Source organism: Frankia sp. AiPs1, assembly GCF_023716945.1.
In the GTDB taxonomy this organism is placed as follows: domain Bacteria; phylum Actinomycetota; class Actinomycetes; order Frankiales; family Frankiaceae; genus Frankia.
Map to the genome: position 1 here is coordinate 1 of NZ_JAMQQF010000026.1, position 18608 is coordinate 18608.

The window sequence follows — 18608 nt, forward strand, 5'->3', positions numbered from 1 at the left end:
GCCCCGCCCTCGAGCAGCCGACCCTGCCGGACCCGGCCGGCGACACGGTCGTCGAGACCCGTCCGGCCCCCGTCGCGACGGCCCCGGCGCAGCCCGCGGCCGTCTCCACGCAGCCAGTCGCCGCCGCCTCCGCCCAGGCCGCCCCCACCCAGTCCGCCCCCACGCAGCCGGCGACCAGCCCCGGTCGACAGGGCGAAGGCGCTGCTCGTGGCCGTGAAGACCGCCGCGACCGCGCCGGTGACAACGGTCGCTCGGGTGACAACGGTCGCTCGGGTGACAGCGGTCGCTCGGGTGACAGCGGGCGGGCCGGAGACAGCGGCCGTTCCGACGGCGGCGAGCGTCCCACGAACGATCGCCAGGGCACGGACCGTCGTTCCGGCGGGGATCGCCAGGAGCGGCAGTCCGGTGACCGTTCATCGGGTCGCGCCGACCGGACCCAGGGCGACCGTTCCGGCAGTGACCGCTCGGGCAGTGACCGCTCGGGCAGTGACCGCTCGGGCAGTGACCGCTCGGGCAGTGACCGTTCCGGCGGTGACCGTTCGGGTAGTGACCGTTCGGGTAGTGACCGTGCCGGCAGCGACCGTTCCGGTGACCGCGTGGGCAGTGACCGTTCCGGCGGCGAGCGTCCGGGTAGTGACCGTGCCGGCGCTGACCGTCCGGGTAGTGACCGTGCCGGCCAGAACGGCCAGAGCGACGACGACTTTGCCGGCCGCAGCCGACGGGGCCGCTTCCGCGAGCGTGGCCGCAATCGTGGCCGCGGCGGGCAGCCCGGTCCGGTGGAGAACGAGCCGGTGGTGCGCGAGGACGACGTCCTCGTGCCGGTTGCCGGCATCCTGGACGTCCTGGACAACTACGCCTTCGTCCGGACCAGCGGCTACCTGACCGGCCCGACGGATGTCTACGTCAGCCTGGCCCAGGTGCGCCGCAACGGGCTGCGCCGCGGCGACGCCATCACCGGCGTCGTGCGCGCCCCGCAGGAGGGGGAGCAGCGTCGGGACAAGTACAACGCCCTGGTCCGGCTGGACACGATCAACGGGATGGAACCCGACGAGGCGCGCGGGCGGCCCGAGTTCACCAAGCTCACGCCGCTGTACCCGCAGGAGCGTCTGCGGATGGAGACCGAGCCCCACCTGCTCACCACGCGGGTCATCGACCTGGTCATGCCGATCGGCAAGGGGCAGCGCGCCCTCATCGTCAGCCCGCCCAAGGCCGGTAAGACGATGGTGCTGCAGTCCATCGCGAACGCGATCACCACGAACAACCCGGAAGTCCACCTCATGGTCGTCCTCGTCGACGAGCGGCCGGAGGAAGTCACCGACATGCAGCGTTCGGTGAAGGGTGAGGTCATCGCCTCCACCTTCGACCGTCCGCCGGCTGATCACACCAACGTCGCCGAGCTCTCCATCGAGCGGGCCAAGCGCCTGGTCGAACTCGGCCACGACGTCGTCGTCCTGCTTGACTCGATCACTCGGCTGGGCCGCGCCTACAACCTGGCCGCCCCCGCCTCCGGCCGGATCCTGTCCGGTGGTGTCGACTCGACCGCGCTCTACCCGCCGAAGCGTTTCCTCGGCGCGGCGCGCAACATCGAGAACGGCGGGTCGCTGACGATCATCGCGACGGCCCTGGTCGAGACGGGCTCGACGATGGACACCGTGATCTTCGAGGAGTTCAAGGGGACGGGTAACGCCGAGCTCAAGCTCGACCGCAAGATCGCCGACAAGCGGATCTTCCCGGCGGTCGACGTCGACGCCTCCAGCACCCGTAAGGAAGAGATCCTCCTCGCCCCCGAGGAGCTCTCGATCATGCACAAGCTGCGCCGGGTGCTCCACACCCGGGAAAACCAGCAGGCATTGGAGCTCCTCCTCGACCGGCTCAAGCAGTCCCGGACGAACTACGAGTTCCTCATGCAGATCGCGAAGACGGCGCCGCCGCAGGACTAGCCCCACATTTCGCCTTCGGCGAAATGTGGGGACCCCAGGTCCTTGGGCGCCGTACGGGGTGACGCCGGATCGCCTTCGGCGGTCCGGCTGGGGGAGCCGTCGGGCCTTCGGCGAAATGTGGGAGCCCGGGGTCGTGTGGCGCCGTGCGGGGTGACGCCGGGTCGACCATGGCGGTCCGGCTGGGGGAGCCGGGGCGTCGAAGGCGGGAACCTCGATCCGCTGGCGCGGCGGCTCATCAGTTCGGTGCGGTATGGCGACGGGGTGTGACGGCAGACGGTGCCCCGCCTCCCCGCTCGACCTACCGGCACTGCCCCGCAAGGGTGTTGTGCATGGGAACGTCGCCACCTGTCTCTTCTGTAGGGATGAACCGGACGTCGAACCCTGTAGAAGAACCATGGAGGCGCTCTTCCACGCATCTGCCGCCGTATGAGCCTTCACCCGGTTCGCGACCCGCCTCGGTCGCACCAACTCATGTCACGGAACGTGAGGGCTGGGCGGGGATCTGAGCGAGGGCGGTGGGCGGAACCGGGGCGGAACAGCTCGGCCCGTGGGGGCGTTGACACCCCTGGGAAAGTCACCGGCGGACGTGGCGTCCGTCTCTGGCAGACTGACAGCAGAACGGCTCCGGTTCACGCCCTCCAGCCCGGACGGCGACCCGGCGGCCACATCGAAAGAGGGACCATGAAGGCTGACATCCACCCGACTTACCACGAGACGACCGTGAACTGTACCTGCGGGAGCACCTTCACCACCCGCAGTACCAAGGAGAACGGCGTGGTCAACGCCGAGGTCTGCTCGCAGTGCCACCCGTTCTACACGGGCAAGCAGAAGATCCTCGACGTCGGCGGGCGGGTCGAGAAGTTCGAGCGCCGGTTCGGCCGGCGGCGCCCCGGCGAGAAGGTCGGCGGCGCGAAGTAGTGCGGCCACGGCGCCCGTCCGGATCCCCGGGCGGGCGCCGTTTGCGTCCGGGGCGCCGCAGGCAGCGCCGCCCCGCCGACCCTGGTTCCGGAGCCGTGCGGCGTCCGGGACCGTGACGTGCGAAGAGGAACCACCATGACGTCCCCGCTCGACGGCCTCGTCGCGGAGCACGCCGAGATCGAGGGGCAGCTCGCCGATCCGGCGGTGCACAACGACCCCGCGAAGGCCCGTGCCCTGAGTCGCCGCTACGCGCAGCTCGCCCCGGTCGTCGATCTGGCCCGGGAGCTCGAGCGGGTGGAGGGCGATCTCGCCGCCGCCCGCGAGCTCGCCGCAGAGGACACGTCGTTCCGCGGGGAGGTCAATGATCTCGACGCCGAACTGGCCGGGCTCAACGAGCGGCTGCGGGCGTACCTGGTCCCGGTCGATCCCGACGACGCCCGGGACGCCATCCTGGAGGTCAAGGCCGGCGCGGGCGGCGAGGAGTCGGCGCTGTTCGCCGGCGACCTGCTGCGGATGTACCTGCGCTACGCGGAGCGCCGCGGCTGGAAGGCCGAGATCCTCGACGCCAACCCGTCCGATCTCGGTGGCTACCGCGACGTCAGCGTGGCGGTGAAGGCCCGTGGTTCAGCCCCCGGCGACGGCGTCTACGGCCGCCTGCGGTTCGAGGGCGGGGTGCACCGCGTTCAGCGGGTGCCGGTGACGGAGTCCGCCGGGCGCATCCACACCTCGGCAGCCGGGGTGCTGGTGCTGCCCGAGGCGGAGGAGGTCGACGTCGAGATCGACCCGAACGACCTGCGCATCGACGTGTTCCGCTCGTCCGGACCCGGTGGGCAGAGTGTGAACACCACCGACTCGGCGGTCCGGATCACGCACGTGCCGACCGGTCTGGTGGTGTCCTGCCAGAACGAGAAGAGCCAGCTCCAGAACAAGGAGTCCGCGCTGCGGATCCTGCGCGCCCGGCTGCTCGGCGTCGCCCGGGAGAAGGCCGAGTCGGAGGCATCGATAGCGCGCGCCAGCCAGGTTCGCACCGTGGACCGTTCGGAGCGGGTACGTACCTACAACTTCGCCGAGAACCGGATCAGCGACCACCGGGTCGGATACAAGGCGCACAACCTCGACCAGGTGCTCGACGGCGAACTCGACGAGGTGTTGGACGCGCTCGCCGCCGCCGATCTGGCGGCCCGGTTGGCCGCCCAGGGGTCATGACCGGCCCGTCGGTGACCCGCGGGCCCGCCGTGGCGCTCGCGGCCTGGCTCGCGCGGGCCACCGAACGGCTGCGATCGGCCGGGGTCGCCAGCCCCCGCGCCGACGCCGAGCAGTTGGCCGCGTTCGCCCTGGGCGTCCCCCGGGCCCGGCTGGTGCTCATCGACGAGCTGACCCCGTCGGCCGCCGAGCGTCTCGACGAACTCGTGGGCCGGCGGGCCCGGCGTGAGCCGCTGCAGCACCTGACCGGCGTCGCCGGGTTCCGCTATCTTGACCTCGCCGTCGGGCCCGGGGTGTTCATCCCCCGGCCGGAGACCGAATCGGTCGTGGGGTGGGCCCTCGCGGCGCTGCCCGCCCTGACCGCCTCGTTCGCCTCGTCGGCCTCGTCCGCTCCGGCCGATTTGTCGACCCCGTTCGCCTCGTCCACGGCGCCTGCGGTGCCCGGCGGCCCGGTGTGTGTGGACCTGTGCGCGGGATCCGGGGCGATTGCGCTGTCCCTGGCCGCGGAGGTGCCCGGCGCCCGGGTGCACGCCGTGGAGGTGGACCCCGCCGCCCTTGGCTGGCTGCGGCGTAACGTTGCGGCGAGCGGACACCCGGTCACCGTGCACGAGGCCGACGTCACCGCCGCGCCGACCGCGTCGCTTGCCCGGCTCGCCGGGTCGGTCGACCTGGTCGTCAGCAATCCGCCGTATCTTCCGGATGCCGACCGCGGCGAGGTGGAGCCCGAGGTGGGCGAGCACGACCCGCCCCGGGCGTTGTGGGGCGGCGCGGACGGCCTCGAGGTGGTGCGTGCGGTCGTCGCGATGGCGGCTCTGCTGCTGCGTCCCGGGGGCCTGCTCGTCGTCGAGCACGCCGACGGTCACGGTGGCGCCGCACCGGGCCTGCTGCGGGCCGACGGGCGGTGGGCGGAGGTGGCCGACCATCCCGACCTGGCCGGGCGGGACCGATTCGTCAGCGGCCGGCGCCGGATCGGCGCCGGGCAGAGCGAGTGACCGGGCAGAGTGCGTGACCGGGCAGAGCGAGTGACCGGGCAGAGCGTGTCAAAGGGCAGAGTGCGTCAGAGGGCAGAGCGAGTGAAGGGGCAGAGCGCGTGACAGGGGAGGAGGGGTGATGCAGCGCTTCGACTGTTCCGACGAGGCCGAGCGGGCCCGTGGGCTGGACGCGGCGGTCGCCGCCGTGGGCCGTGGCAGCCTGGTGGTGCTGCCCACCGACACGCTGTACGGCCTGGGGGCCGACGCGTTCGATCGGGAGGCTGTGGCCGCGCTGCTGGCCGCCAAGGGGCGCGGGCGCAACATGCCCGTCCCGGTCCTGGTCGGCTCCTGGCGGACCCTGGACGGACTCATCGACCGGAAGACTCCGCAGGTGAAGGATCTGATCTCGGCGTTCTGGCCGGGCGGGCTGACGCTCGTGGTCCGGCACGCGGCATCGCTGCGCTGGGACCTCGGCGAGGGCCGGGGCACCGTGGCGGTGCGCATGCCGCTGCACCCGGTGGCGATCGAGCTGCTGGGCCGCACCGGTCCGATGGCCGTCTCCAGCGCGAACATCAGCGGCCAGCCGCCGGCGACCACGGCGGACGAGGCGGTCGACCAGCTCGGCGGCGCCGCCGAGGTGTATCTCGACGGCGGCCCGTGCCCGGCGGCCGTGCCCTCGACCATCGTCGACTGCACCGGTGAGGTACCGGTCGTGGTCCGCAGCGGCGCCGTCGGCCTTGAGGCCTTGCGCGAGGTCCTGCCCCTGGTGCGGGAACCCGCCGGCCGCTGACCCGGCCTCGACCCGGTCCTGACCCGGCCTCGACCCGGCTTCGGGCCGGCTTCGGGCCGGCCCGAGTGGAGGGCTGTGCCGACGCGGAGGACCATTGGTCCCGATCGGGCGGCACGAGCGCAGGAGGTGGATACGCGATGAGCACCCCGTTCTGGGGCCCGGACTTCAACCAGCTCGCCGACACGGATCCGGACATCGCCGAGGTGGTGCTCGACGAGCTGGCGCGGCTGCGGGGAGGCCTGCAGCTCATCGCGAGCGAGAACCTCACCTCGCCGGCGGTGCTCGCGGCACTGGGTTCGACGCTGTCGAACAAGTACGCCGAGGGTTATCCCGGGCGGCGGTACTACGGCGGCTGCCAGGTGGTCGACCGGGCCGAGGAGATCGGCATCGCGCGGGCGAAGGAGCTCTTCGGCGCCGAGCACGCCAACCTGCAGCCGCATTCGGGCGCGTCGGCCAACTTCGCCGTGTACGCGGCGCTGCTGACCCCGGGCGACACGGTGCTGGCGATGTCGCTGCCGCACGGCGGTCACCTCACCCACGGCAGCAAGGTGAGCTTCTCCGGGAAGTGGTTCGACGTCGTCGCCTACGGCGTGCGCGAGGACACCGAGCTCATCGACTACGACCAGGTCCGTGACCTGGCCCGCCAACATCGCCCCAAGATGATCATCTGTGGTGCGACCGCCTACCCGCGTCTGATCGACTTCGCCGCCTTCCGGTCCATCGCCGACGAGGTCGGCTCGTGGCTGATGGTGGACGCGGCTCACTTCATCGGGCTGGTCGCGGGCGGCGCCATCCCCAGCCCCGTGCCGTACGCCGACGTCGTCAGCTTCACCACGCACAAGGTGCTGCGCGGCCCCCGCGGCGGCATGATCCTTTCCCGCGAGGAGCTGGCCGGGCGCATTGACAAGGCGGTGTTCCCGTTCAGCCAGGGCGGACCGCTGATGCACGCGGTGGCGGCGAAGGCCGTCGCGCTGCGGGAGGCGGCCACCCCCGCCTACGCCCAGTACGCTCGCCAGGTGGTGGCCAACGCGCAGGTGCTGGCCGAGGGGCTCGCCGCCGAGGGCGTCCGGCCGGTCGCCGGGGGCACCGACACCCACCTCGCGCTGCTCGACCTGCGCGAGCTCGGGGTCAGCGGGCGAGAAGCCGAGATCCGCTGCGACGCCGCCGGCATCACCCTGAACAAGAACGCGATCCCCTACGATCCGCAGCCGCCCGCGATCTCCTCCGGGATCCGGGTCGGCACACCGGCGGTCACCACCCAGGGAATGCGGGAGGGCGAGATGAAGGAGATCGCCGTCCTGATCGCCCGGGCGGTGCGTGATCCCGCCGCCACCGCGGACATCGCCGCGGGCGTCGCCACGCTCGTCGAACGGCACCCCGCGTACCCGCGGTAGGCCGCGTTTCCGCGACAGCGTTTCCACCACAGCGTTTTCACAGCAACGGTTCCACAGCAACGGTTCCACAGCAACGTTTCCACGACAGCGTTTCCACCACAGCGTTTCCACCACATCCGGGTCGGCAGTGGGAGATACCCGACGGTGCGCGAGTACCTGCTCGTCTTCGTGGTCTCGGCGGCGGTGACATTCCTCGCCACGCCGCTGGCCCGGGTCTTCGCCATGCGCATCGGCGCCGTAGCCGGAGTCCGCGACCGGGACGTCCACGCGATCCCGACACCCCGGCTCGGCGGCCTGGCGATGCTCGCCGGCCTCTACGCCGGGCTGGAGGTGGCCGACCGGCTGCCGTTCCTGTCCGTGGTGTCCCAGGACTGGTCGGAGACGCGGGCGGTGCTCATCGCCGGCACGCTGATCTGCCTGCTCGGGGTCGCAGACGACCGGTGGGAGCTGGACTCCCTGACCAAGCTCGCCGGCCAGGTCGCCGCCGCCGGCATCATGGTGCTGCTCGGCGTCCAGTGGTCGTTCGCCATCGACCGCAACAGCGAGACCACGCTGAGCTTCGGCCCGGAGACCGCCGTCCCGCTGTCGATCCTCGTCACCGTCGTGCTGATCAACGCGATGAACTTCATCGACGGGCTCGACGGGCTCGCCGCCGGGGTCGCGGCGATCGCGTCGCTGGCGACCTTCTACTTCGCCTACGAGATCGCGGTGATCGACGGCTTCTACCGGGCGTCGCCCGCGGCCCTGCTCGCCGCGGTCACCGCCGGGGTGTGCGTCGGGTTCCTGCCGCACAACTTCAATCCGGCTCGGTTGTTCATGGGCGACTCCGGCTCGATGCTGATCGGCCTGCTGTCCGCCGCCTCGATGATCTCCGTCACCGGGCAGGTCGCCTACGGGGGTTACGCTGGACCCTCGCGGTCGTATCCGTCGCTGATCCCGCTGGCGATTCCCGTGGCCGTCCTCGCTGTTCCCTTCCTCGACCTCGGGCTGGCGGTCATCCGGCGGACGCGGGCGGGACGGTCGCCGTTCGCGGCCGACAAGATGCATCTCCACCATCGCATGCTGGAGATCGGCAATTCGCACGTGAGGGCGGTTCTGTTCATGTATTTCTGGGCGGCTCTGGTTGGGTTCGGCGGTGTCGCCGCGTCGTTCTCCGCCTCTCCCCTGCCGATCCTCGTCGCCACCGTCGGGGTCGGGCTCGCGGCGCTGCTCGCGCTGCTGGTCCGCACGCAGAAGTCGGCACGCGCGTGATCGTGCCGGCGGCCCGGGTGATCCGACTGGGTCTGCTCCTCACTCTCGCGCTCGCGCTGCCCGCCGTGGCGATCTCCGCCGGGCTGCGCGGCGGGACCGGCGCGCTGAGCGCGGCGCTGGGGCTCGCGATCGTCGTCGCGTTCTTCACCATCAGCAAGCTGGCGGTGGGCGCGGTCGCCCGTCGGGCGCCGCACCTGCTGCTGCCGGCGGCCCTCGGCACCTACGCGCTGAAGATCGCCGTGCTCGGGGCGGTGCTGCTGGGGCTTCAGGACAGCTCGACGCTCGACCTGCAGGCCTTCGCCTGGTCGATCTTTGCCGGCGTCTTCGCCTGGATGGGCGCCGAACTCTGGGTTGCGACCCACACCCGGGTGCCCTTTTTCGACCCGGATCGCCCCGGCGCCTGGGACGCCGCGCGGCGGCCGCCGACGCGATGACCGACCGAAGCGACCGGAGCGACCGGAGCGACCGGAGCGACCGGCGTTCAGGGCCGGCCGACGGCGGCGCGCGGCGGCAGGGGCCCGATGGTGGACCACCCGAAAGTGCCAGCACTCCACGCCCGTCCGGTCATCCGCCCCGGCAGCGTGCCCGGGGCGGGCAGCACCCCGGCGAGGCATGGAACGTCTTTGGAACTCTGATCGCCGGGATGGCGTTCTGGGGACTGGTGGGCTTTGGTGCCGACCGACTGTTCGGTTTTCGGGCGCTGTTCCTGCCCATCGGCTTCGCGATCGGCATGGGAGCCGCCATGTACCTGGTCATCTACCGGCTGACTCAGCGCTAGCCGGTTGGTCGGGGGTCGTTCGCCCCTATTTACCGGTCTTGGTGGGGACGTTCCGGTCGTCCCGTTCGTTGCACCCCGATGGTCCCGGCCGGCCCGTTCCGAATGGACCGGGGCGTTCCCTCCCGTGGACCTGTCTATCCGACCATTCCCCGCTGTTCGATGGGTGTGGCCGGCCGATTCGTCGCGATCTCACCGGTCAACGGAAAACCCGCGACGACCGCGCACCGGTCCCACCGGCGCAACCATGACCTCCCAGGTCATCGACGTCGCGGGCGAAATAGGCAAGAGTGGGCGCAAGCGGCGGACCGCCGGGAGGGAGTGGTGAGATGACCGCAACCCGTACACGTCCCGGCACCACGGCGAGCGACGGCCCGCCGGTGGGCGTCAGCGCGAACTGGACGTCATGAGGTGGTCACGCAATGTGGAATCGTCATCAACGGAGCGAAACCTCCGGACAACGCGCACATGAACCAGGGTGAACCTCGAAGCGAGTTGGTGCCTGTGGCGCGCCGGTGTGGATAGTATCGCGGGCAACAGGACGTCGGCCTGCCGACACCCATCAGGGCCTGGGCTTGTCGAGGTGTCCCTCGAGGCACTGTCGCCGGTTGGCGGCGGGTCGTTCTTCGGTGTGAGCGTGTCGTGCGAACCCGGTAGGGTGGGGGCAATCTGCCGCCGGCACGGCAACCTCGCTGAGCCGTGGACGCGCTACTTAATCGATCATGGAGGTGTTTGTCGTGCCGGTCCTCGCTGATGAGGGCTTCGAAGGCCCCACGAAGGAGGTCTTCCAGACTCCGCACTGGTTCGATGTCGGGATCGGCTCGGTCAATCTCTACCTCAACAAGGCCACCGCGCTTACGATCTTCGCCGCGCTGTTCGTCGGCGTGATCTTCTGGCTGGGTTTCCGTCGAGCTAAAATCATACCTCGCGGGATCCAGAACCTGTGCGAGTCTGCGTACGACTTCGTCGATCTGCAGATCGCCCGCGGGGTCATCGGGGAGAAGGGCGCGCGCTACACGCCCTACCTGCTGGTCCTGTTCAGCTTCGTGCTGGTCAGCAACCTCCTCGCGATCATCCCGGCGGCTCAGTTCCCGGCGACCTCGCGCATCGCGGTCCCGATGGTCCTCGCCGTCGTCACCTGGGTGATGTTCATCTACGCGGGCATCAAGTCCAACGGCGCCGGCGCGTACTTCAAAGAGATGATCGACCCGGCGCCCACCGCGCCGCTGGCGATCCGCCTGCTGCTGGGCCCGATCGAGATCCTGTCGACACTGATCGTACGGCCGTTCACGCTGGCCATCCGACTGTTCGCGAACATGTTCGCCGGTCACCTCCTGCTGTTGGTCTTCTCGCTGGGCGCGGACTACCTGCTGCCCAAGCCTCCCTTCGTATTCGGCGTTGCGTCACTGCTCGTGGCGGTCGTCCTCACGGCGTTCGAGCTCGTCATCGATGCCCTCCAGGCGTACATCATCACCATCCTCACCGCCGCCTACATCGGCGGAGCGATGGCGCACGGAGAGCACGAGGTTGCTCCGTCCGAGGAACTCGCCGAGCACGCCCCGCTGGGCGTGCCGGCAGCGGCGCACGCCTAGTTCTGAACCCTCCCCCCAGCACCGGCCGAGTCCCGGTGCCCGACTGAATAGGAAAAGCACCGTAATGGACCCCTCGATCGTTCTCGCCTCCAAGGACGCCGTGACCGGGAGCCTCGGCGCCGTGGCCTACGGTCTGGCTGCCATCGGCCCGGGTATCGGCATCGGTCTCATCTTCGGTCTCGGCGTCCAGGCGATTGCCCGGCAGCCCGAGGCGGAGCAGGTCGCCTTCCGGTACATGCTGATCGGCTTCGCCCTCGCCGAGGCGCTCGCGCTTATCGGCTTCGTCGTTCCCTTCGTCTTCCCGTAAACCGGCGGCAGCGACCATGAGCGCATCAACCGCCGCCATCCTTCTCGCCGCAAGCGAGAGCGGACACTCCGACGAGAACGTTCTCATCCCGCCGCTGAGCGAACTGCTCATCGGCACCCTGGCCTTCGGGCTGCTGGTGGCATTCTTCTTCTGGAAGATCCGCCCGCAGATCGCGAAGACCTACGCGCAGCGCACCGAGCGCATCGAGGGCGGGCTTGCCCGCGCCGAGGCCGCGCAACTCGAGGCGCAGGCACTGCTGGAGCAGTACCGGGCTCAGCTCGCCGAGGCCCGGGCCGAGGCCGCGCGCATCCGGGACGATGCGCACACCGAGGGCCGGCAGATCGTCGAGGAGCTCCGCACGGCCGCGCAGCGGGAGATCGCCGAGATCAAGGAGCGCGCCGACGCTCAGCTCCTGGCCGACCGGGCGCAGATCGTGGCCCAGGTCCGCCGGGAGGTCGGCGTGATCGCGATCGACCTCGCTGCAAAGATCGTCGGCTACCAGGTGGAGAGCACCGCCACCCAGGCCCGGCTCGTCGACGACTTCATCGCCGCCCTGGACAACTCGGCCGAGGGTGCGGGCAGCACCCCCGCGCCGGTGGGGTCGGGAGGCTGACGGTGGAGGGAGCCAGCAGGCACGGGCTCGCCACGGCGCGGGCCACCCTCGACGAGGCCACGGCGACGCCGCTGGGCGTCGTCACCCCGGTGGACGCCAGCCGCGTTGCCGACGACCTGCGGGCCGTCGCCGACCTGCTTCGCCGGGAGCCGACCGTGCGCCGCGCGCTGACCGATCCCGGAGCGCCCCCGACGGCGCGCACGGAGCTCGCGGCCCGGCTGCTCGGTCGCCAGCTCGACGCGGTGAGCCTGCGGATCGTGCAGACCGCGGTCTCGGCGCGCTGGTCCCGGCCGGTCGACCTGCAGTACGCGCTGCTCGAACTGAGCGTCGAGGCCCTGCTGGTCGAAGCGGAGCGGGACAGGGCGCTGGAGGAGGTCGAGGACGAGCTGTTCCGGTTCGCCCGGATCCTCGGCCAGAACCCGCAGCTCGCCCTGGCGCTGACCGATCCGGCCGCGCCGGCGTCGGTCAAGAACGCGCTGCTGGCCCGGCTGCTGTCCGGTCGGGCCCACCCGGTCACGCTGCGGCTGGCCCAGCAGGCCGCGGCAGACAGGATCCACGGTGACGTCGAGCGTCGCCTGGCCGACTTCAGCCGGATCGCCGCGGCCCGCCGGGGTCGGGTCGTCGCGATCGTGCGCACGGCGGTGCCGTTGACTGACGAGGTCATCACCCGCCTGGGCGCGGCGATCAGCCGGTACTTCGGCCGCCAGATCCAACTTCAGGTTGATCTCGATCCCGATCTCCTGGGCGGGGTCGTGGTGAAGGTCGGCGACGAGGTGGTCGACGGCAGCGTGCTACGCCGCCTGGCCGCCGCGCGCCGGGCGCTGCTCCGATAGCCGGGTGGCGGTCATGACCATGACAGCGCCCAGGCGACCTGCCCTGCCAGCGATGAACGACGAAGGACGTAAGCGATGACTGAGCTCTCCATCCGGCCGGAGGAGATCCGCGACGCCCTACGGGAGTACGTCGACTCCTTCCAGGCCACCTCCGCCGGCCGGGAGGAGGTCGGCCGGGTCGTCGTCACCGGTGACGGCATCGCCCGGGTCGAGGGTCTTCCGCACACGATGACCAACGAGCTGCTGGAGTTCAAAGGCGGCGTGCTGGGTCTCGCGCTGAACCTCGAAGTCGGCGAGATCGGCACCGTCATCCTCGGTGAGTCCGAGACCATCGAGGAGGGGCAGGAGGTCCGCCGCACCGGGGAGATCCTCGCCGTCCCGGTCGGGGACGGCTTCCTCGGCCGGGTCGTCGACCCGCTCGGGCGGCCGATCGACGGCCTCGGTGAGATCCAGTCCGAGGGCACCCGAGCCCTGGAGCTGCAGGCGCCCTCGGTCGTCCAGCGCCAGCCGGTGAAGGAGCCGCTGCTGACGGGCATCAAGGCGATCGACTCCATGACCGCCATCGGCCGTGGCCAGCGTCAGCTGATCATCGGTGACCGGCAGACCGGCAAGACGACGGTGGCCATCGACGCGATCATCAACCAGCGGGACAACTGGGCCTCGGGCGATCCGTCCAAGCAGGTCAAGTGCGTCTACGTGGCGATCGGCCAGAAGAAGACGACCATCCGCGAGGTGGTGAACACCCTCGAGGAGGCCGGCGCGCTGGCCTACACCACGATCGTCGCCGCCCCGGCCGACGAGCCGGCCGGCTTCAAGTACATCGCGCCGTACGCGGGCTCCGCGATCGCCCAGCACTGGATGTACAACGGCCAGCACGCACTGATCGTCTTCGACGACCTGTCCAAGCAGGCCGAGGCGTACCGGGCGATCTCGCTGCTGCTGCGCCGCCCGCCGGGACGTGAGGCGTACCCCGGCGACGTGTTCTACTTGCACTCCCGCCTGCTGGAGCGCTGCGCGAAGCTGTCCGACGAGCTCGGCGGCGGGTCGCTGACGGGGCTGCCGATCATCGAGACGAAGGCCAGCGACATCTCGGCCTACATCCCGACGAACGTCATCTCGATCACCGACGGCCAGATCTTCCTGGAGTCGGACCTGTTCAACCAGGGCGTGCGCCCCGCCATCAACGTCGGCACCTCGGTGTCCCGCGTCGGCGGCAGCGCGCAGACGAAGGCGATGAAGTCCGTCGCCGGCCGGCTGCGCCTGGACCTCGCCCAGTACCGCGAGTTGGAGGCGTTCTCCGCGTTCGGCTCCGACCTGGACAAGGCCTCGCGTGACCAGCTCGCCCGGGGCGCCCGCCTCGTCGAGCTGCTCAAGCAGCCGCAGAACCGGCCGTTCCCGGTCGAGCGGGAGGTCGTGTCGATCTGGGCCGGCACCACCGGCAAGCTCGACGACGTGCCGATCGCGGACGTCCGTCGGTTCGAGGGCGAGTTCCTCGACTACCTCGGTCGGTCGAGCCAGGGGATCTACGACACCATCCTGGGCTCCGGCAAGCTCGACGACGAAACGGTCGGCCAGCTCGAGCGGGCGATCGCCGGGTTCAAGCAGCAGTTCACGCTGTCTGACGGCAGCCCGCTGATCAACGAGGCACCGGCCAAGCCGCTGGACCCGAGTGCGGTGCGGCAGGAGTCGATCCCGGTCCACCGGGCGCCGGCACGCACCGCCGACGAGGGCTGACCCATGGCGGGGCAGCTTCGCGAGTACCGGCGGCGCATTCGCTCGGTGCAGTCGACGAAGAAGATCACCAGGGCGATGGAGCTGATCGCGGCCTCCCGGATCGCGAAGGCCCGGGCGCGGGTCGCCGCGGCCCGCCCCTACGCCGAGGAGATCACCCGGGTGATCGAGGCGGTGGCGTCGCAGACGACGATCAGCCACCCGCTGACCACCGAGCGACCCCAGCCCGTCCGGGCCGCGGTCGTGGTGATCACCAGCGACCGAGGGTTGGCCGGCGGCTACAGCTCGAACGCGCTGCGGCGGGCCAACGAGCTCATCGAGTTGCTGCGCTCGGAGGGCAAGGAGCCGGAGCTGCACGTCATCGGTCGTAAGGGAGTGGGCTACTACCGCTTCCGCGGCCGGGCGATCAGCGGCGAGTACACCGGCTTCTCCGAGCAGCCGAGCTACGCCGACGCCAAGTCGGTCGGGGACGCTCTCATCGCCTCGTTCGTTGCATCGGGTGAAAGCGGCGGGGTCGACGAGATCCACGTCGTCCACACCGAGTATGTCTCCGCGCTCACGCAGACGCCGGTCGCGCGCCGGCTGCTGCCGATGGTGCTCACCGAGACCAACGAGCCGCCGGCCGGCGGTCCGCTGCCCCAGTACGAGTTCGAGCCGTCCGCGGAGGCGGTGCTCGACGCGCTGCTGCCCCGGTACGTCGAGAGTCGTCTGTACGCGGCGATGCTGGAGTCGGCGGCGTCGGAGTCGGCGGCGCGGCAGCGGGCGATGAAGTCGGCGACAGACAACGCCGAGGACCTGATCCGCAGCTACACCCGGCAGGCCAACCGGGCCCGGCAGGACGCCATCACCCAGGAGATCTCCGAGATCGTCGGCGGTGCCAACGCCCTGTCATCGGCCTCCTGACATGATCCGGCGGCGCGCGACCGGGAGACGAGGTCGTCCCCCATGTCGTCGCGTCGCCGGAAACATTAGGTGACACTGGACACAGGGCGCCCTCGCGCGGAAGGGCGTGTCATCGAGGTGAGGCACCGTCGGGGGACAAGCACCCACCTCATCTCGATCACCCGGACCAGCCGACACCGAGAGACGACGACAACGTAGAAGTACGGCGCCGCCGACGAGGCGGGCGGGGACGCGCCCGCCTCGTCGACGGTGCCGGAGGTGCCAGAGAGTACGGCTAGCCCGAGGCTGCGGCGACGGGCAATGATGGGAAACTGAGGACGCCATGACCGTCACCACCAGCTCGCCGGCCACGGCTGAGGGCCGGACCCCGGGGATCGGCCGGGTCGCCCGAGTCATCGGACCGGTCGTCGACGTGGAGTTCGCGCCGGACGAGCTCCCAGAGATCTACCAGGCACTTGAGGTCGACCGCACGATCAGCGGCGAGACCCGGACGCTGACGCTGGAGGTCGCCCAGCACATCGGCGACAACACGGTGCGCGCCATCGCCATGCAGCAGACCGATGGTCTGGTCCGCGGCGCCGTCGTGCGGGACACCGGCGCGCCGATCACTGTGCCCGTCGGCGACGCCACCAAGGGGCACGTGTTCAACGTGCTCGGCACCCCGCTCGACGTCGAGAAGGTCGACGCCGAGACGCGGTGGTCGATCCACCGGGCGGCGCCGGCGTTCGACCAGCTCGAGTCCAAGACCGAGATGTTCACCACCGGGATCAAGGTCATCGACCTGCTCGCCCCGTACGTGCGAGGCGGCAAGATCGGCCTGATGGGCGGTGCCGGCGTCGGCAAGACCGTCATCATCCAGGAGATGATCCGCCGGGTCGCCAAGGAGTTCGGTGGCGTGTCGGTGTTCGCCGGCGTCGGTGAGCGCACCCGCGAGGGCAACGACCTGTTCCTGGAGATGACCGAGGCCGGCGTCATCGACGACACCGCCCTCGTCTTCGGCCAGATGGACGAGCCGCCCGGCACCCGGCTGCGGGTGGCGCTGGGCGCGCTGACCATGGCCGAGTACTTCCGGGACGTCCAGAAGCAGGACGTGCTGCTGTTCATCGACAACATCTTCCGGTTCACCCAGGCGGGTTCGGAGGTGTCCACCCTGCTCGGCCGGATGCCGTCCGCCGTGGGTTACCAGCCGACGCTCGCCGACGAGATGGGCGTGCTCCAGGAGCGCATCACCTCGACCCGCGGCCACTCGATCACGTCGCTGCAGGCCATCTACGTGCCTGCGGACGACCTGACCGACCCCGCGCCGGCGACGACGTTCACCCACCTCGACGCCAACACCGTGCTCGACCGGTCCATCTCCGACCTGGGCATCTACCCGGCCGTGAGCCCGCTCGACTCGAACTCCCGGATCCTCGACGCCCGCTACCTGGGCCAGGAGCACTACGACACGGCCCGCGAGGTGCAGCGGATCCTGCAGCGCTACAAGGACCTGCAGGACATCATCGCCATCCTCGGCATCGACGAGCTCTCCGAAGAGGACAAGATCCTCGTCAACCGGGCCCGGCGGATCCAGCGGTTCCTGTCGCAGCCGTTCTTCGTCGCGGAGCAGTTCACCAACATCCCCGGCAAGTTCGTGCCGCTCGACGAGACCATCGACTCGTTCAAGCGGCTCTCCCAGGGCGACTACGACCACCTGCCCGAGCAGGCGTTCTTCATGTGCGGTGGCATCGAGGACGCGGAGAAGAACGCGGAGAACCTGTAATGCCGATCCGGGTGGCGATCGTCTCGCCCGAGCAGGAGGTGTGGTCCGGCGACGCCGACATGGTCGTCGCCCGGACCACCGACGGTGATCTCGGCGTGCTGCCCGGCCACGTGCCGCTGCTCGGGGTGCTGGTCCCGGGTGGCACGGTGCGGGTCAAGACCGGCGGCCGGGAGATCTCGGCGCAGGTCGACGGCGGCTTCATCTCCGTCACCCACCAGGGCGTCAGCATCCTGGCCGAGACGGCCACGCTGAGCTGAGCTTCTCGGCGGGGCCCGACACCGGGCCCCGAACAGGCCAGGCCTGGCCTGGCCGCCGAGGCAGTCATGGGCGCGTTCCCTGCGGGGGACGCGCCTTCGCTCGTTACCGGGGCCGGCCGCGCCCCGGTTCGTCGCGGTCACATGTCCAGCAGGAACTTCAGCGCCTCGGTCATCCGGAGCAGATGGTCGGGGCCCACGACACCGAGGCGGCGGGCGAACCGTTGCTGCGACACCGACTTGACGTCCTCGACCTTGGCGTAGCTCGTCTGGTGCAGGCCCGTGCCGCCGGGCCCGAGCTCGACGTGGGAGGGCAGTTCCCGGCGGGTCCTGGTGACGGGCACGACGATCGACAGGCCCGCGCGGCTGCGGTTGAGCCGATCCGCGGAGACGACCACCGCCGGCCGGCGCAGCCCCTGCTCATGGCCGATCGGCTCACCGAAGTCGACCATCCACACCTCGCCGCGGCGAGGTGAGATCACTCCAGCCCGTCCCGCAGGGTCGGCGACTCGGCCGCGCGCTCGGCGTCGAGCTCGTCCCAGCCGGCCGGGTCGTCGGCGAGCTGGTCGTACCCCTGCTCGAACCCACGCCAGAACAGCTCACGCTCGTAGGCCTCGACGGCGGAGTCGATGATGGTCTGCATCTGCTGGCCGGTGGACGCGGCCATGGCCGCGACCCGCTGCCGCGTCCGGTCACTCACGCGCACCGTCGTACTCATGATCGCCAGTCTACAATTCGGTTGACTGGACTGTCGACCCTCCGGTATGTGCCTGACTCCACCGAGGCGGCTGGTCAGGCGTGCGCGCCCGGGCGCCACAGCACATCCCCCTGTGGGTTCGCCACTCGGGCGAGAATGAACAGCAGGTCCGACAGGCGGTTGAGGTACCGGGCGGGCAGCGGGCCGGTCCGCTCGGGTTCGGCGTCGAGCAGAGCCCAGACGGAGCGCTCGGCGCGGCGGGCCACGGTGCGGGCGGTGTGCAGCAGGGCGGCTCCCGGCGTGCCGCCGGGCAGGATGAACGAGTCGAGCTTCGGCAGGTCGGCGTTGAAGCGGTCACACGCCTGCTCCAGCCGGTCCACGTAGGCCGCGGTGATCCGCAGCGGGGGATAGGCCGGCTCGGCCACGACCGGCGTGCACAGGTCCGCGCCGACGTCGAACAGGTCGTTCTGGACCTGCCCGAGCACCGCCCGCACGTCGTCCGCGAGCCCGCCGAGGGCGAGCGCCACGCCGATCGCCGCATTCGCCTCGTCGACGTCCGCGTAGGCGGCCAGCCGCGAATCCGTCTTCGCCACCCGGGACATGTCGCCCAGCGCCGTCGTGCCGTCGTCCCCGGTACGGGTGTAGATCCGGGTGAGGTGTACCGCCATGCCCCC

At 70.7% G+C, this 18608-nt stretch carries 20 protein-coding genes; 17 read left to right on the forward strand and 3 right to left on the reverse strand.

Annotated elements, in window-relative coordinates; all coding sequences use genetic code 11:
* The 17 genes from rho to ND748_RS05405 form a co-directional block, all read left to right on the forward strand.
* On the forward strand, nucleotides 1–1940 hold a 1940-nt coding region (rho, locus tag ND748_RS34945; protein WP_374215851.1), incomplete at its 5' end, for a transcription termination factor Rho.
* Between the two features lie 681 nt (nucleotides 1941–2621).
* Complete coding sequence (rpmE, locus tag ND748_RS05330; protein WP_011607005.1) at nucleotides 2622–2858, forward strand: 50S ribosomal protein L31; 237 nt, start codon at nucleotides 2622–2624, stop codon at nucleotides 2856–2858.
* A gap of 135 nt (nucleotides 2859–2993) precedes the next feature.
* Complete coding sequence (prfA, locus tag ND748_RS05335; RefSeq protein WP_251744508.1) at nucleotides 2994–4064, forward strand: peptide chain release factor 1; 1071 nt, start codon at nucleotides 2994–2996, stop codon at nucleotides 4062–4064.
* Nucleotides 4061–5053, forward strand: a complete 993-nt coding sequence (gene prmC / locus ND748_RS05340; protein ID WP_251744510.1) for a peptide chain release factor N(5)-glutamine methyltransferase — start codon at nucleotides 4061–4063, stop codon at nucleotides 5051–5053. Before prfA ends, prmC begins: the two co-directional genes overlap by 4 nt.
* Nucleotides 5054–5171: 118 nt before the next feature.
* Nucleotides 5172–5822: an L-threonylcarbamoyladenylate synthase gene (locus ND748_RS05345; protein WP_251744512.1), complete on the forward strand. Its 651-nt coding sequence runs from the start codon at nucleotides 5172–5174 to the stop codon at nucleotides 5820–5822.
* 137 nt (nucleotides 5823–5959) lie between these two features.
* Entirely contained in the window at nucleotides 5960–7216 is a 1257-nt protein-coding gene (gene glyA / locus ND748_RS05350; protein ID WP_251744514.1) for a serine hydroxymethyltransferase, read from the forward strand.
* Between the two features lie 144 nt (nucleotides 7217–7360).
* Complete coding sequence (locus ND748_RS05355; protein ID WP_251744516.1) at nucleotides 7361–8467, forward strand: MraY family glycosyltransferase; 1107 nt, start codon at nucleotides 7361–7363, stop codon at nucleotides 8465–8467.
* Nucleotides 8464–8901 carry a hypothetical protein gene (locus tag ND748_RS05360; protein WP_251744518.1) on the forward strand — a complete coding sequence of 146 codons (438 nt, stop codon included), beginning with the start codon at nucleotides 8464–8466 and terminating at the stop codon, nucleotides 8899–8901. Before ND748_RS05355 ends, ND748_RS05360 begins: the two co-directional genes overlap by 4 nt.
* 209 nt (nucleotides 8902–9110) lie before the next feature.
* Nucleotides 9111–9245 carry a F0F1-ATPase subunit family protein gene (locus ND748_RS05365; protein WP_251744520.1) on the forward strand — a complete coding sequence of 45 codons (135 nt, stop codon included), beginning with the start codon at nucleotides 9111–9113 and terminating at the stop codon, nucleotides 9243–9245.
* A gap of 719 nt (nucleotides 9246–9964) precedes the next feature.
* A complete protein-coding gene (atpB, locus tag ND748_RS05370; RefSeq protein WP_251744522.1) occupies nucleotides 9965–10834 on the forward strand; it encodes a F0F1 ATP synthase subunit A in 870 nt (289 codons plus the stop codon).
* Between the two features lie 64 nt (nucleotides 10835–10898).
* A complete protein-coding gene (locus ND748_RS05375) occupies nucleotides 10899–11141 on the forward strand; it encodes an ATP synthase subunit C (RefSeq protein WP_009742208.1) in 243 nt (80 codons plus the stop codon).
* A 16-nt stretch (nucleotides 11142–11157) separates the two neighbouring features.
* The gene (locus ND748_RS05380; RefSeq protein WP_251744524.1) at nucleotides 11158–11754 is read left to right on the forward strand and encodes a F0F1 ATP synthase subunit B; all 597 of its coding nucleotides are present in this window, start codon (nucleotides 11158–11160) and stop codon (nucleotides 11752–11754) included.
* 2 nt (nucleotides 11755–11756) lie between these two features.
* Nucleotides 11757–12587 (forward strand): F0F1 ATP synthase subunit delta, encoded by an 831-nt coding sequence (locus ND748_RS05385; protein ID WP_251744526.1) that lies wholly within the window; start codon nucleotides 11757–11759, stop codon nucleotides 12585–12587.
* Between the two features lie 75 nt (nucleotides 12588–12662).
* Entirely contained in the window at nucleotides 12663–14321 is a 1659-nt protein-coding gene (gene atpA / locus ND748_RS05390) for a F0F1 ATP synthase subunit alpha (RefSeq protein WP_251744528.1), read from the forward strand.
* Between the two features lie 3 nt (nucleotides 14322–14324).
* The gene (locus ND748_RS05395; protein ID WP_251744529.1) at nucleotides 14325–15221 is read left to right on the forward strand and encodes a F0F1 ATP synthase subunit gamma; all 897 of its coding nucleotides are present in this window, start codon (nucleotides 14325–14327) and stop codon (nucleotides 15219–15221) included.
* Nucleotides 15222–15543: 322 nt separating this feature from the next.
* The gene (gene atpD / locus ND748_RS05400; protein WP_251744531.1) at nucleotides 15544–16983 is read left to right on the forward strand and encodes a F0F1 ATP synthase subunit beta; all 1440 of its coding nucleotides are present in this window, start codon (nucleotides 15544–15546) and stop codon (nucleotides 16981–16983) included.
* Nucleotides 16983–17240, forward strand: a complete 258-nt coding sequence (locus ND748_RS05405) for a F0F1 ATP synthase subunit epsilon (RefSeq protein WP_251744533.1) — start codon at nucleotides 16983–16985, stop codon at nucleotides 17238–17240. Before atpD ends, ND748_RS05405 begins: the two co-directional genes overlap by 1 nt.
* Before the next feature lie 137 nt (nucleotides 17241–17377).
* Here ND748_RS05405 and ND748_RS05410 read toward each other — a convergent pair whose 3' ends face one another.
* The 3 genes from ND748_RS05410 to ND748_RS05420 form a co-directional block, all read right to left on the reverse strand.
* Nucleotides 17378–17719 carry a type II toxin-antitoxin system PemK/MazF family toxin gene (locus ND748_RS05410; RefSeq protein ID WP_308205591.1) on the reverse strand — a complete coding sequence of 114 codons (342 nt, stop codon included), beginning with the start codon at nucleotides 17717–17719 and terminating at the stop codon, nucleotides 17378–17380.
* On the reverse strand, nucleotides 17716–17937 hold the full coding sequence (locus tag ND748_RS05415) for a hypothetical protein (RefSeq protein WP_251744537.1): 222 nt from the start codon (nucleotides 17935–17937) through the stop codon (nucleotides 17716–17718). The genes ND748_RS05410 and ND748_RS05415 overlap by 4 nt, the downstream gene beginning before the upstream one ends.
* A gap of 92 nt (nucleotides 17938–18029) precedes the next feature.
* The gene (locus ND748_RS05420) at nucleotides 18030–18602 is read right to left on the reverse strand and encodes a cob(I)yrinic acid a,c-diamide adenosyltransferase (RefSeq protein ID WP_251744539.1); all 573 of its coding nucleotides are present in this window, start codon (nucleotides 18600–18602) and stop codon (nucleotides 18030–18032) included.
* Nucleotides 18603–18608 lie beyond the last annotated feature (6 nt).